We start from the raw sequence: 13,294 nt of genomic DNA, 5'->3' as shown, positions 1-13,294 counted from the left end.
CACTGAGGGACGTAAATGTCCGCCGGCGGGTGACTCCAGACGCTCCCGGGACGTGAGCCGGCGGAGCCTTGGCGCGTGGATCCGGCTCACGTCTGCTGGCAGGTCGGCGGCATCGCCCGCACGGCCGAGCTGTTGCAGCGCGGCACGACTCAGAAGGGCCTGGCCGAAGCGGTGCGCTCTGGACGCGTGATGCGAATCCGGGAAGGCCTCTACGCCCATCCGAGCACCTCGCCGCAGCTTCGGCACGCCGTCCTGCATGGCGGACGGCTCGCCTGCGTGTCAGCGCTCAGAGAGCGTGGCCTGTGGACGATCGACGACGACCGCCTGCACGTCCATTTCGGCTCGGAGGGGCACTCGTACGGGCATGCGGAGTGCGAACAGAAGCCGGTCGCCCATTGGGGCGGCCGGACTGGCGGACCGTGGGTGCTCGGCGTGCCCGAGTCGCTCGCGCAGCTGAGTCGGTGCGGCACCGCAGAGGAGTTCCTCGTCGCGCTCGAGTCTGCGCTCTCGTGCTCGCCTCGGATGCTCCTGCCTTCCCAGGTTCAGGAGCTTCGCCCCCGGATCGCTCCCGGGGCGCGCCCCGCGCTCGACTTCGCACGGCCCGACGCCGGAAGCGGCATCGAGACGCTGGCTCGCTGGCGGCTCCACCGGTTGGGCATCGAATGCAGGACACAAGTGGTCGTCCCCGGCGTAGGACGTGTCGATCTCGTGATCGGTGATCGCCTCATCCTCGAGCTCGACGGCGAGAAGCACCATGCCGGCGAGAACGCGTTCGATCGGGATCGCCGCCGGGATGTGGCTGCATCCGCCCTGGGGTTCCAGACCCTCCGCTACAGCTACCGCCAGGTCATGCATGACTGGACCACGGTGGAGGCTGCGGTGCTCTCCGAGGTGACGCAGGGCTTCCATGAGTCGGCCGCTGGTCGCAGGTTCCGCGGGACTTCGGGACGACTTCGCGGACGTTGACCCCCGACATGCCGGGCTGACGGGATGGGTGTCGGCGTGTCGGACTGAATCTCCGCGGACTCGTACCACGCTGGGCCGGGTCGGTCAGGCGGGTGGGCGGGGTCAGGCGGGGCGCTGCAGCCAGGTGAGGACAGCGAGGACACGGCGGTGGTCGGAGCCGGAGTCCTCGAGGCCGAGCTTGCCGAAGATCGAGGTCACATTCTTCTCGACGGCGCCGGTGGAGATGAACAGCTGCTCCGCGATGGCGCTGTTGGTGCGGCCCTCCGCCATCAGTCCCAGCACCTCCAGCTCGCGGGCGGTGAGCGATTCGAGCGGGTCGTGCCGCCGGCCGAGCAGCTGGGACACCACCTCCGGGTCGAGCACCGTTCCGCCCGCCGCGATCCGCTCGACCGCATCCTGCAGCTGCGCCAGCGACGCGACGCGGTCCTTCAGCAGATAGCCGACGCCACCGGAGCCGGATGCCAGCAGCTCCTGCGCGTACGCCACCTCGACGTACTGGGAGAGCAGCAGGATCCCGATCCCCGGATGTGAGCGCCGGATCTCGATCGCCGCCCGCACGCCCTCATCCCGGTAGGTGGGCGGCATCCGCACGTCGAGCACCGCGAGGTCCGGCCGGAGCGTCGGCAGTTCGGCGAGCAGCCTGTCCGCATCGCCGTAGCCGCCGACGACCTCCGCCCCCGCCTCCGCGAGGACCCGGATGAGGCCCTCGCGGAGCAGGACGGAGTCGTCGGCGACGGCGACGCGGAGCGCTGGCACGGCTCCCAGCGTATTGCCGACTCAGCCGGCGGCGGTCGCCCCTGTGCCGGTGGCGACCGGCGCCGGGATCGGCAGCCGGGCGGACACGACGGTGGGGCCACCGACGGGGCTCGACACCGAGAGGGTGCCCCCGACACCGCGCAGGCGCTCCTCGAGCCCGGCGAGACCGTGCCCGGGAACGGATGCGGCGCCGCCCGTCCCGTCGTCGCTGACCGCGAGCTCGAGGCTCGCGGGGCCGTCGGGGACGCGGGCGATTCGGACCGAGAGCCGCGCCTCACGTGCCGCGGCGTGCTTCGCCACGTTGGTGAGCGCCTCCGCCGCCACGAAATATGCCGCGCGCTCGACCTCGTCCGGAAGGACCGCGTCGGCCGGCAGCTCGTTCGTCACCCGCACGGGCACGGGGCTGCGGTCGGCGAGGGACTGCAGCGCGGCCGCGAGCCCGCGGTCCACGAGGATGGGCGGGGCGAACCCGCGAGACAGCGCCCGAAGCTCGTCGAGGGCGTCCTTCGACTGGCCGATCGCCTCGCTGAGCAGCGTCCGCGCCCGGTCGGGATCCTGATCCAGCTGCCGCTCCGCGGCCGCCAGGTCCATCTGCAGCCGGACGAGCCGCTGCTGCGGACCGTCGTGGATGTCGCGCTCGAGCCGGCGCAGCGCGGTGCCTTCCGCAGCGACCGCTGCCTGCCGCGACGCGGACACCTCGGCGACCTGCTCCCGAAGCGCGTCGCTCTCGAGGCGGCCGAGCAGCAGCCGGGCGATCCCGCGATGCATCAGGGTGAGGCCACGGGCCACGAACGGCAGGGTGAGCAGCATCACGACGCCGACGACGAACAGGGCGACGTTGTCGCCGGTGCGTGTGTCGACCTCGAACCCGGAACCCGGCACGAAGAAGTTGACCAGGATCTCGAGGAAGTTCCAGTCGCGGCCGGACTCGGGGATCCACCTGGAGTAGATCCAGTACGTCACGCCGCCGAGCGCCGTGACCGTCCAGGTGAACGCGATCACCCAGCTGACGATGCCGACCACGAAGTTCACGATCAGGCCGTGCAGCAGGTACCGCCAGGAGTGGACGTCGGTGAACGGCCGCACGAGGGCGGCCCAGAATCCGGTCCTGCCGTCCGTCTGCCAGGCGGGCGGCTCGATCCGCGGTCCGGCCGTGAAGTTCACCCGGGCGAGTTCGAACGTGCCGAGCCAGCGGGCGAACCACATCATCCCGACGAGGAAGAAGAGCCCGACGAAGATCGCGAGGAGCCCCGCGCCGGCGGAGAGGAGCGTGGCCAGCACGACCTGGCCGACGACGACGATGGGCAGCAGCGGCAGCAGGAAGCCGAGGTCCCGGGGCACCTCCCGCCACAGGCTTCCGTACGTCGTGTCGTTCTGCGTGTTCATGATCCTTGGTTCTCGATTCTGGTGGATGGCGCGCCCGATCCGGCGGCTGGATTCCACACTCGTCCGCCGGCGGGATCCGCGGAATCCGGCCCGCCACCGGCGCGAGGTGGGGTTAACCCCCGCATCCCCAGCAGGCGGGCCTCGAACCGGGGGAGGAGGGGGTGCACGCGCTCCGATACCCTGGGGAGCGTGTCAACCCCAGACAATCCCTTCGGTCAGGTGCTCGTCGCCCTGGTCACCCCGATGACGGCGGACGGCGAGGTGGACTGGGCCGATGTGGAGCGACACATCGACGCGTGTCTCAACGACGGCGCCGACGGCATCGTCGTCACCGGCACCACGGGGGAGACCAGCACTCTCACGGACCCGGAGAAGGTGCGGCTCGTCGAGGTGGCGAAGGATGTCTCCGCGGGCCGGGCGAAGGTCATCACCGGCGGCGGCTCCAACGAGACCGCTCACGCCATCGAGCTCTACCGCAAGAGCGAGCAAGCGGGCGCCGATGGCGTCATGGTCGTCACGCCCTACTACAACAAGCCCACCCAGGCGGGCATCCTCACGCACTTCCGGCTCGTCGCGAACGCGACCGACCTGCCCGTCATCCTCTACGACATCCCTGGCCGCACCGGGGTGGAGATCAAGTACGAGACGATCCTCCGCGCGGCGAAGCACCCGAACATCCTCGCCGTGAAGGACGCCAAGGGTGACCTGAGCGAGGTCAGCAGGGTGCTCAACCAGACCGACCTCATGTACTTCGCCGGTGACGACGCCAACGCGCTGCCGACCCTCGCGATCGGCGGCACCGGGCTCATCGGCGTCACGGCGAACCTGGCGCCCGGGCCGTACCGCACCATCGTCGACGCGGTGAACGCCGGCGACCTGCACTCGGCCACGGCCGCGCACAAGCGGCTCGAGCCACTCGTCCGCGCCACCATGACGCACGTCCCCGGCACGGTGGCGACGAAGTACATCCTGCACGGCCTCGGCCGCATCTCCTCGCCGCGCGTGCGGCTGCCCCTCGTGGGCCCGGAGGAGCACGAGGCGGCGCTCATCGAGGATGAGCTCGCCCTGGTCCGCGACGTGGCCGGCGTCGACTTCCACAACTTCCGGCCCGACCGGAACGCGGCGGCCGGCGGCGCGCTGCCGAAGGTCGCCGGCACCACTCGCTGAAATCCCCCGCGGGCCTCCGTCCGCATCCAGAGATATTCGAGGTTCTCTTGCCCAGTCAGGTTTTCGATCCGCCCGCGCTTCAGCCCGGCACCCTCCGCGTGATTCCGCTCGGCGGCCTCGGCGAAATCGGCCGGAACATGACGATCTTCGAGATCGACGGCAAGATCCTCGTCGTCGATGCGGGAGTGCTCTTCCCGGAGGAGCACCAGCCAGGGGTGGACCTGATCCTGCCGGACTTCGCGCCGATCCGCTCTCGGCTCGACGACATCGTGGGTGTGGTGCTGACGCACGGCCACGAAGACCACATCGGCGCCGTGCCGTATATGCTGAAGCTGAAGAACGACATCCCGCTGATCGGCTCGACCCTCACGCTGGCGCTTGTCGAGGCGAAGCTCAAGGAGCACCGGATCAAGCCGTACACGCTGAACGTCGGAGAGGGCGACCGCGAGAAGCTCGGCCCGTTCGACCTCGAGTTCGTCGCGGTGAACCACTCCATCCCGGATGCGCTGGCCGTCGCCATCCGCACCGCCGCAGGAACCGTGCTGCACACGGGCGACTTCAAGATGGACCAGCTGCCGCTCGACGGCCGGATCACCGACCTCCGCGCGTTCGCCAGGCTCGGTCAGGAGGGCGTGGACCTGTTCCTGCCCGACTCGACGAATGCCGACATCCCCGGGTTCACCCCGCTCGAGCGCGACATCGGACCGGTCCTCGAGTCGGTCATCGCCAAGGCGCCGCGCCGTGTGATCGTCGCCAGCTTCTCCAGTCACGTGCACCGCGTCCAGCAGGTGCTCGATGCGGCGGTCGCGAACGGCCGCAAGGTCGCCCTGATGGGTCGGTCCATGGTGCGGAACATGGGCATCGCCGCCGACCTGGGATTCCTGCAGGTGCCAGAAGGTGTGCTCATCGACGCCAAGAAGGCCGCCGACCTGCCTGACGACCAGATCGTCTACATGAGCACCGGCTCCCAGGGCGAGCCGATGGCGGTCCTCGCGCGGATGGCGAACCTCGAGCACCAGATCGAGGTCGGCACCGGCGACACCGTGATCCTCGCTTCGAGCCTCATCCCCGGCAATGAGAACGCGGTCTACCGGGTCATCAACGGGCTGATGAAGCTCGGTGCCACCGTGGTGCACAAAGCGAACGCGAAGGTGCACGTCTCCGGGCACGCCGCCGCCGGCGAGCTGCTCTACTGCTTCAACATCCTGAAGCCCCGGAACGTGCTCCCGGTGCACGGCGAGCATCGGCACCTGGCCGCGAACGCCGCCCTCGCGATCGAGACCGGCGTGCCGGCCGAGCAGGTGTTCCTCGGCGAGGACGGCACCGTGCTCGACATGACGGCCGGCACCGTCCGCGTCGTCGGGCAGCTCGATCTCGGCCACGTCTACGTCGACGGATCCAGCGTCGGCGAGATCACGGATGCCGACCTCAAGGACCGCCGCATCCTCGCCGAGGAGGGCTTCATCTCGATCTTCATCGCGGTCGACACCCAGACCGGCCGGGCCATCGTGGGGCCGGAGATCCAGTCCCGCGGGTTCGCCGAGGACGAGCGGGTGTTCGACTCCGTGAAGCCGCAGGTGATCAAGGCGCTCGCGGAGGCGGCCGAGAACGGCGTGCGCGACCAGCATGCCTACAGCCAGGTGGTGCGCCGCACCGTCGGCCGCTGGGTCAACACCCAGCACCGCCGCCGGCCGATGATCGTGCCGGTGGTCATCGAGGCCTAGCGACAGGATGAGTCCGCGGATATTCGCGGCGACACACCGGTGAACGGCCACGGCTGAGGGCGTGTCGACGCGGAAGTCCGCGGACTCGTCCCGGCGAATCGCCGCACGAGTCCCGGACGCAGGATGCGGTCGGGGTGTAGCACTGAAGCCATGACCCGCCCGCTCGCACTCGTCGCCGCATCTCTGCTCGTCCTCGGACTCGCCGGCTGCACACCCACCGGCCCCGTCCCCACCCCGGCGACGGAGTCCGCGACGCCGGATCAGCCGAACGAGTCCCCGAGTCCCGAACCCACCGGCCCGCCCGCCGTCGCGGACCTCCAGCTGACCACCGAAGGCCTCGGCACCCTCCAGCTCGGCGGCGCCCTGCCCGCAGCGGACGACGACACCTCGATGATCGTGTTCGACCCGGAGTTCTGCACCGATGAGCGCACCGGCACCCCCGCAGGCATCGAGCTTGGCAGCAACGCGGCCGGCCTCTGGATCCCGGCCGAGCAGTACCGCACCGAAGAGGGCGGAGGCTATGTGCGCGCGCCGTTCGGCGTCGGAATCTGGGACGACGCCGTTCAGCGCATCGAAATCGAGGACGAGTCGCTCACCACCGACGGCGGCATCACGCTCGGCAGCACCGCGGCCGACATCGCCGCCGCCTACGAGACGGTGGAGCTCGTGCCAGAGGGACTCGTGACGCTGCACGTGGTGAACGGCACCGCCGGCAAGCTCGTCTTCGAGGTGGCCACCGAGGATGAGAGCCTGCCCGGCTACTGGGAGCCCGACATGCTGGGCACCGTCGTGCTCGCCCGCGCACTCGCCGCCGACGAGGAGCTCTTCGCCGCGGCAGGGTCCGGCAACGTCGTCAACAGCTGCCCAGCCTGATTCCCCTCCCCCGGGGAACACGCGGCCCGGTGACAGGCCGCGCGGGCCACCCGCGAGTACCGTTGACGGCATGGCTGTACCCAAGTCGACCTCGCGCGCCCGCACGACTTCGTCGTCGCGCACGCAGCCGACCAAGAAGCTCCCCACCGCCCGGAGCCTTCCGGAGCAGGAGCCCGGGCTCCTCACGAGCGCCTACATGGGTCTCGCGCACACCTTCGGCGCCGCGTTCCGCCTGCTCGGCAAGGAGACCCTCGCCAAGGAGGAGCGCCGCGACGGTGCCCCGTTCTTCCTCGTCCTGCTGGCCGTGGCCGGCGCCGTGGTGGAGTGGTTCAACCCCAACGATCCCGTCGCCATCGCGCTGGACGCGTGGACGTTCGGCGGGCTCTTCGGCCGGGTCGCGTTCGCGCTGCCGGTGATCTTCCTGCTCTTTGCCGCCTGGCTGTTCCGGCACCCGTCGAGCGTGCACGACAACGGCCGGATCGGCGTTGGACTGGTGCTGCTGCTCACGACGGTCAGTGCGCTCTGCCATGTCTTCGGCGGCCAGCCGGAGCCGTCGGCAGGCATGGAGGTGCTGGCGCGCGCCGGGGGAGTGGTCGGCTGGGTCGTCGCCGCCCCGCTCGTGCTGCTCGGCTCGCCCTTCCTTGCGGTGCCGGTGATCTCACTGCTGCTGGTGCTCAGCATCTTCATCATCACGAAGACCCCGCCGAACCGGATCGGCGACCGGCTGCGCGACCTCTACGCCTATCTCTTCGGCGCCGAGCTCGACGAGGTGGACGAGCGCCCGAAGAAGGGCAAGGCGAACACCACCGACAAGCTCGAGTTCGCCGATCTGCGGGCGGAGGCGGAAGAGAACGAGACCGCCAACGTGCCGTGGTGGCGGCGCAACAAGTCCACCCGCGAAGACGAGCCGGCGTTCGACACCCCGGTGGTCGGTCGCGACGCCTCGAGCACCGAGAACCTCGGCACGAGCGGCGACTTCGGCATCGAGCTGCTCGAGGACCTGCTGTCCGCCGAGGAGGCGGTCAAGAAATTCACCGGCGAGATCACCCCAGCGACCGCAGGCGCCACCAACATCCGCGACGACGGTCCGGCGACGCTTGCACCCGACGCGGTCCTCCCCGGCCTCGAGCAGGCGGCAGCAGCGCCGGAGCCCGAGCCGACCGACGACTTCCAGTCGCACGATGCGGCGCCGAGCTCAGCCACCTACCGGCTGCCGGCAGCGTCCCTCCTCGCACCCGGCACCCCGCCGAAGGCGCGGAGCGCCGCCAACGACGAGGTCGTCGCCGCGATCACCAACGTGCTCGAGCAGTTCTCGGTCGACGCGAAGGTCACCGGATTCACCCGCGGCCCGAGCGTCACCCGCTACGAGATCACCCTCGGGCCCGGGGTCAAGGTCGAGCGGGTCACCGCCCTCACGAAGAACCTCTCCTATGCGGTCGCGAGCAACGAGGTGCAGATCCTCTCGCCGATCCCCGGCAAGAGCGCCATCGGCGTCGAGATCCCGAACAAGGACCGCGAGATCGTCTCCCTCGGCGACGTGCTCCGCTCCGGCTCGGCGGCGAAGAGCCCGCACCCGATGACGGTCGGACTCGGCAAGGACGTCGAGGGCGGCTTCGTCGTGGCAAACCTGGCGAAGATGCCGCACCTGCTCGTGGCAGGCTCCACCGGCTCCGGAAAGTCGAGCTTCATCAACTCGATGATCACCTCCGTGCTGATGCGCGCGAAGCCCTCCGACGTGCGGATGGTGCTGGTCGACCCGAAGCGCGTGGAGCTCTCGGCGTACCAGGGCGTGCCGCACCTGATCACCCCCATCATCACGAACCCGAAGAAGGCCGCCGAGGCGCTGCAGTGGGTCGTGAAGGAGATGGACATGCGGTACGACGATCTGGCGAGCTTCGGCTTCCGCCACATCGACGACTTCAACCGCGCCATCGTCGCCGGCGAGATCGTGCTGCCTCCGGGCAGCGAGCGCAAGCTGCACCCCTACCCGTACCTGCTGGTGGTCGTGGACGAGCTGGCGGACCTGATGATGGTCGCCCCGCGCGATGTGGAGGACTCGATCGTCCGCATCACGCAGCTGGCTCGGGCCTCCGGCATCCACCTCGTCCTCGCCACGCAGCGTCCATCCGTCGACGTCGTCACCGGCCTCATCAAGGCCAACGTGCCCTCGCGGCTCGCGTTCGCGGTGTCGAGCGTGACGGACTCCCGCGTGATCCTCGACCAGCCCGGCGCCGACAAGCTGATCGGTCAGGGTGACGGGCTCTTCCTGCCGATGGGCGCCTCGAAGGCGATCCGGGTGCAGGGAGCCTGGGTATCCGAGAGCGAGATCAACGCCGTCGTGAAGCACGTCACGAACCAGGCGCAGCCCGTCTACCGGCACGACGTCGCGGTGGTGGCGGAGAAGAAGGAGATCGACGCCGACATCGGAGACGACCTGGAGCTGCTGCTCGCCGCCGCGGAGCTCGTCGTCAGCACCCAGTTCGGGTCGACGTCGATGCTGCAGCGCAAGCTCCGCGTGGGCTTCGCGAAGGCCGGCCGGCTCATGGACCTGCTCGAGTCCCGGGAGATCGTCGGGCCGAGCGAGGGCTCGAAGGCGCGCGACGTGCTCGTCACGCCGGAGCAGCTGGCCGGGGTGCTGGCCAAGCTCAAGGGACAGGAGGCGCCGGCGTCCGGTGGTTCGACGCCCGTCCGCCCCGGCGGTGGGCCGAGCTTCAGCGAGGGCAACTATCCTGAGGATGACGGCCCCTCGGACGAGGACGCCTGGCAGCTGACCGGCAGGGAGTGATCCGCTTGGCTCCCGAACCGCGGTCGAACCCGATGCGCGGCCGGGTCGCTCGCGCAGGGGAGACCCCCGCGAGCACCGGCAACGTCGCGAACATCGTCACCGTCATCCGGATTCTCATGGCGCCGGCGTTCATCTGGCTGCTCCTCGCCGACGGCGGCGAGGATGGGCCGCTGCGCTGGGTGGCCGCCGGGCTCTTCGTGCTCGCGATCGTCACCGACAGCGTCGACGGCATCCTCGCCCGCAGACAGAATCTCGTGACCGACTTCGGCAAGATCCTCGATCCGATCGCGGACAAGGTGCTCACCGGGGGTGCGCTCGTTGCGTTGTCGCTGCTCGGCGAGCTGCCGTGGTGGGTGACCATCGTGATTCTCGTGCGGGAGCTCGGAATCACCGCGTTCCGCTTCGCGGTGCTGCGCTCCCGCGTCATCCCCGCGTCCCGTGGCGGCAAGATCAAGACCATCATCCAGGCGGTCGCCATCTCCTTCGCCCTCGTGCCCCTGTGGGAGGTGCTCGGCGACTGGATGCACGTCGTCAACACCACGCTGATGACGGCGGCGGTCGTGGCCACCCTGGCGACCGGGGCGGATTACCTGTATCGCGCCTGGCGGGAGAATCGCGCGGCATGACGGCCGTCGAGGATCACCCGCGCCCGGACGCGGCCAACGGACATGTGAGTGGTCTGCTCAGCGAGCTGGCCGCACGCGGTCTGACGCTCGCCGTGGCGGAGTCGCTCACCGGTGGCATGCTGACCTCCGAGCTCATCCGCCCCGCGGGCGCCTCCGCCGTGGTGGTCGGCGGGGTGGTCGCATACGCGACCGAGATCAAGCAGAGCGTGCTGGGCGTGGACGCCGACCTGCTCGAGCAGCACGGTCCGGTGCACCCGGAGGTGGCGCGGCAGATGGCGGACCGGGTGCGACGGATACTGGCCGTCGACGGGCGCCCGGCCGACCTCGGGCTCGCGACCACCGGGGTCGCCGGTCCCGAGCCGCAGTCGGGAACGGAGCCCGGCACCGTCTTCGTCGGCGTGGCGGTCGGCGAGACGGTGGCGGCGGTCGAGCTGCGGCTCGACGGCACCCGCGACCAGATCCGGGCGAGGACCGTCGGCGAGGCGATCCGTGCTCTCGCGGAGCGGGTCGGCGACGCGCGGGCATCGACTCCCGCAGAGGCCGAGGCGCGGGAATAGCCGAAGTTTCGGTTTCGTTACACCTGGTGCGCCGACAGGCGTTTTCCAGACTGCGCTGGCTACAGTTCTTGCAAGCGGGATGTAGTGTTACTTCTCCCGCTTTGGGAATCGAGTCGCAGCGGTCACAGCAGAGAAGGAGGCTCCCATGGTTCTCGTACGTCAAGAAATCGGTGACGTTCTTCGGGACTTCCGCCTGCAGAAGGGGCGCACCCTTCGTCAGGTCGCGAGCAAGGCGAGCGTTGCTCTCGGTTACCTCAGCGAGGTGGAGCGTGGTCAGAAAGAGGCCAGCTCCGAGATCCTCGCATCGGTTGCGGATGCACTCGACACCCCGATCTCCGTCATCATGCGAGAGGTCGGCGACCGGCTGGCCGTGATCGAGGGCATCGCAAGCCCCGTTCCGGACAGCATCCCCGACGACCTCGTGGCGGAATTCGACGCGGACCTCGCCGTCCGTTAGTCCCGAGCTTCGGCGCCCCGGCCCGCTTCGTGCGAGCCGGGGCGCTTTCTCGTTCTTCCGCGCCCACCGGGTTCCGGGCCAAGTAGCGTGGAATCATGCGCCGCTCCGAGTTCATGATCGCCGTGGCCGAGGAGTTCGGCGAGGCGTACGGCCGCGTGCTGGTCGACGACCTCATCCTCGCCGAGATCGGCGGCAAGACCGGGCGCGAGGCGCTCGCGTCGGGTGTGCCACCCCGCGACGTGTGGCTCGCACTCTGCCGGGCGAAGGACGTGCCGCCGAACCGGTGGCACGGCGCAGGCAAGCCCGATCCGAAGCGCTGAACCGGCGTCCGAAATTTTCGGACATCATGTCGAGAACGACGGATCGGCTCCGACATGAGAGTGAAGGCGCCCACCGGGGGCCTCGAACAAGGAGCTGGAAATGAAGTACATGATCGCAATGTTCGGAAGCGCCGAATCCATGACGCAGACCCAGTCGCCGGAGTGGATCCGGGAGATGATCGGGTTCATGGTGAACCTCGACGAGGAGCTTCGCCAGTCCGGCGAGATGGTCTACAACGAGGGACTCGCCGACCCCGCCGCCGCGAAGACCGTGCGGCTCGAGAACGGTCAGCCCGTGGCCACCGACGGTCCGTTCGCCGAGGCGAAGGAGTCGATCATCGGCTTCTGGATCGTCGACGTCGCGAGCGAGGCAAGGGCGGTGGAGCTCTGCGGGCGGATCGCCGCGTGGTCGGGCGTGGTGGAGCTGCGGCCGGTTCCCGCGGGACCGCCCGAGGTGTGACCGCGCCCACGCCGGTCGAGGACCTGCTGCGCGAGGCCGCGCCGCAGGTCCTCGCCGCGCTCACCCGCCGCTACGGCGCATTCGATGCCGCCGACGACGCGGTGCAGGAGGCGATGATCGCCGCGGCGACCGCGTGGAAGCGGGACGGACCGCCGGAGAGCCCACGCGCCTGGCTCTACTCCGTCGCACACCGTCGGCTCATCGACGGGTGGCGCAGCGACAGCGCCCGCACCGCCCGCGAACACCGGGCTGCGGCGCTCGAGGTCGACGCCGACGTGCCCGCCGACGACGACTCCCTCACCCTGCTCTTCCTGTGCTGCCACCCGGCGCTCTCCGAGAGCTCGCAGCTGGCGCTCACGCTCCGGGCGGTGGGCGGTCTCGCCACAGCGGAGATCGCCCGCGCGTTCCTGGTGCCGGAGGCGACGCTCGCCCAGCGGATCAGCCGCGCCAAGCAGCAGCTGAAGGCTGCCGGCCTGACGTTCCGGCTGCCGGCCGAGCCGGAGCGGACGGGGCGCCTCACCGTGGTGCTGCAGGTGCTCTACCTCATGTTCAACGAGGGCTACACGCCCGGATCTCGAGGGCCGGACACCGCGGACCTCACCGCGGAGGCCATCCGGCTGGCCAGGATGCTGCGCGCCGAGCTGCCGGCGGAGCCCGAGGTCGCGGGGCTCCTGGCGCTCATGCTGCTCACCGAAGCGCGTCGCCCGGCGCGCCAGACCGCCGACGGCCTGCTGGTGCCGCTCGCCGAGCAGGACCGCGGCCTCTGGGACGGCGAGCTCCTCCGCGAGGGGACCGAGCTCATCACCGGCGTGCTCGGCTCGGGCATCGTCGGCCCGTACCAGCTCCAGGCCGCGATCGCGGCGCTCCACGGCGAGGCGGCGACGGCGGAGCAGACCGACTGGCCGCAGATCCTCGCCCTGTACGAAGTGCTGGAGCGGGTATCGCCATCCCCGGTGGTGACGCTGAACCGCGCCGTCGCGGTCGCCAGAGTGCACGGACCGCACGCCGGGCTGGCGGTGCTCGGAACCGTGGCGGAGGACCCGGCGCTCACCCGCAGCCACCGACTCGACGCGGTGCGCGGTCACCTGCTGGAGCTCGCGGGCGACCTGGAAGCGGCCGGCGCCAGCTACCGGCGCGCCATGGCCGGAACGGTCAGCCCGGCGGAGCGCCACTATCTGGCGCTCCGCGCAGCCGAACTCGGCTGACCAGCCCGGCGG

13 protein-coding genes are annotated in these 13,294 nt (G+C 70.2%); 11 read left to right on the top strand and 2 right to left on the bottom strand.

The features are described from left to right. Window positions 1-75: 75 nt before the first annotated feature. Window positions 76-966 (top strand): DUF559 domain-containing protein, encoded by an 891-nt coding sequence (locus tag ACFFGH_RS30300; protein WP_386675886.1) that lies wholly within the window; start codon window positions 76-78, stop codon window positions 964-966. Between the two features lie 102 nt (window positions 967-1,068). Here ACFFGH_RS30300 and ACFFGH_RS30295 read toward each other — a convergent pair whose 3' ends face one another. Further along, entirely contained in the window at window positions 1,069-1,722 is a 654-nt protein-coding gene (locus ACFFGH_RS30295) for a response regulator transcription factor (protein ID WP_386675884.1), read from the bottom strand. 21 nt (window positions 1,723-1,743) lie between these two features. Further along, window positions 1,744-3,108, bottom strand: a complete 1,365-nt coding sequence (locus tag ACFFGH_RS30290) for a sensor histidine kinase (protein WP_386675883.1) — start codon at window positions 3,106-3,108, stop codon at window positions 1,744-1,746. A gap of 189 nt (window positions 3,109-3,297) precedes the next feature. Between ACFFGH_RS30290 and dapA the strand changes: the two genes are divergently transcribed. The 10 genes from dapA (at window position 3,298) to ACFFGH_RS30240 (ending at window position 13,282) form a co-directional block, all read left to right on the top strand. Further along, a complete protein-coding gene (gene dapA / locus ACFFGH_RS30285; RefSeq protein ID WP_386675881.1) occupies window positions 3,298-4,275 on the top strand; it encodes a 4-hydroxy-tetrahydrodipicolinate synthase in 978 nt (325 codons plus the stop codon). Between the two features lie 47 nt (window positions 4,276-4,322). Then, window positions 4,323-5,999: a ribonuclease J gene (locus ACFFGH_RS30280; RefSeq protein ID WP_386675879.1), complete on the top strand. Its 1,677-nt coding sequence runs from the start codon at window positions 4,323-4,325 to the stop codon at window positions 5,997-5,999. Between the two features lie 150 nt (window positions 6,000-6,149). Further along, window positions 6,150-6,872 carry an LptM family lipoprotein gene (locus tag ACFFGH_RS30275; protein ID WP_386675877.1) on the top strand — a complete coding sequence of 241 codons (723 nt, stop codon included), beginning with the start codon at window positions 6,150-6,152 and terminating at the stop codon, window positions 6,870-6,872. A 70-nt stretch (window positions 6,873-6,942) separates the two neighbouring features. Further along, the gene (locus ACFFGH_RS30270) at window positions 6,943-9,657 is read left to right on the top strand and encodes an FtsK/SpoIIIE family DNA translocase (protein WP_386675875.1); all 2,715 of its coding nucleotides are present in this window, start codon (window positions 6,943-6,945) and stop codon (window positions 9,655-9,657) included. 5 nt (window positions 9,658-9,662) lie between these two features. Beyond that, a complete protein-coding gene (gene pgsA / locus ACFFGH_RS30265; protein ID WP_386675873.1) occupies window positions 9,663-10,283 on the top strand; it encodes a CDP-diacylglycerol--glycerol-3-phosphate 3-phosphatidyltransferase in 621 nt (206 codons plus the stop codon). Next, the gene (locus ACFFGH_RS30260; RefSeq protein ID WP_386675871.1) at window positions 10,280-10,840 is read left to right on the top strand and encodes a CinA family protein; all 561 of its coding nucleotides are present in this window, start codon (window positions 10,280-10,282) and stop codon (window positions 10,838-10,840) included. Before pgsA ends, ACFFGH_RS30260 begins: the two co-directional genes overlap by 4 nt. Before the next feature lie 145 nt (window positions 10,841-10,985). Then, complete coding sequence (locus ACFFGH_RS30255) at window positions 10,986-11,297, top strand: helix-turn-helix domain-containing protein (RefSeq protein ID WP_386675869.1); 312 nt, start codon at window positions 10,986-10,988, stop codon at window positions 11,295-11,297. Between the two features lie 95 nt (window positions 11,298-11,392). Beyond that, entirely contained in the window at window positions 11,393-11,617 is a 225-nt protein-coding gene (locus tag ACFFGH_RS30250) for a DUF3046 domain-containing protein (protein ID WP_386675867.1), read from the top strand. 100 nt (window positions 11,618-11,717) lie between these two features. Then, a complete protein-coding gene (locus ACFFGH_RS30245; protein ID WP_386675866.1) occupies window positions 11,718-12,077 on the top strand; it encodes a YciI family protein in 360 nt (119 codons plus the stop codon). Further along, on the top strand, window positions 12,074-13,282 hold the full coding sequence (locus ACFFGH_RS30240; RefSeq protein ID WP_386675864.1) for an RNA polymerase sigma factor: 1,209 nt from the start codon (window positions 12,074-12,076) through the stop codon (window positions 13,280-13,282). The genes ACFFGH_RS30245 and ACFFGH_RS30240 overlap by 4 nt, the downstream gene beginning before the upstream one ends. Window positions 13,283-13,294 lie beyond the last annotated feature (12 nt).

The organism is Lysobacter korlensis, assembly GCF_042434515.1.
This window is presented reverse-complemented; position numbering and strand designations above follow the sequence as displayed.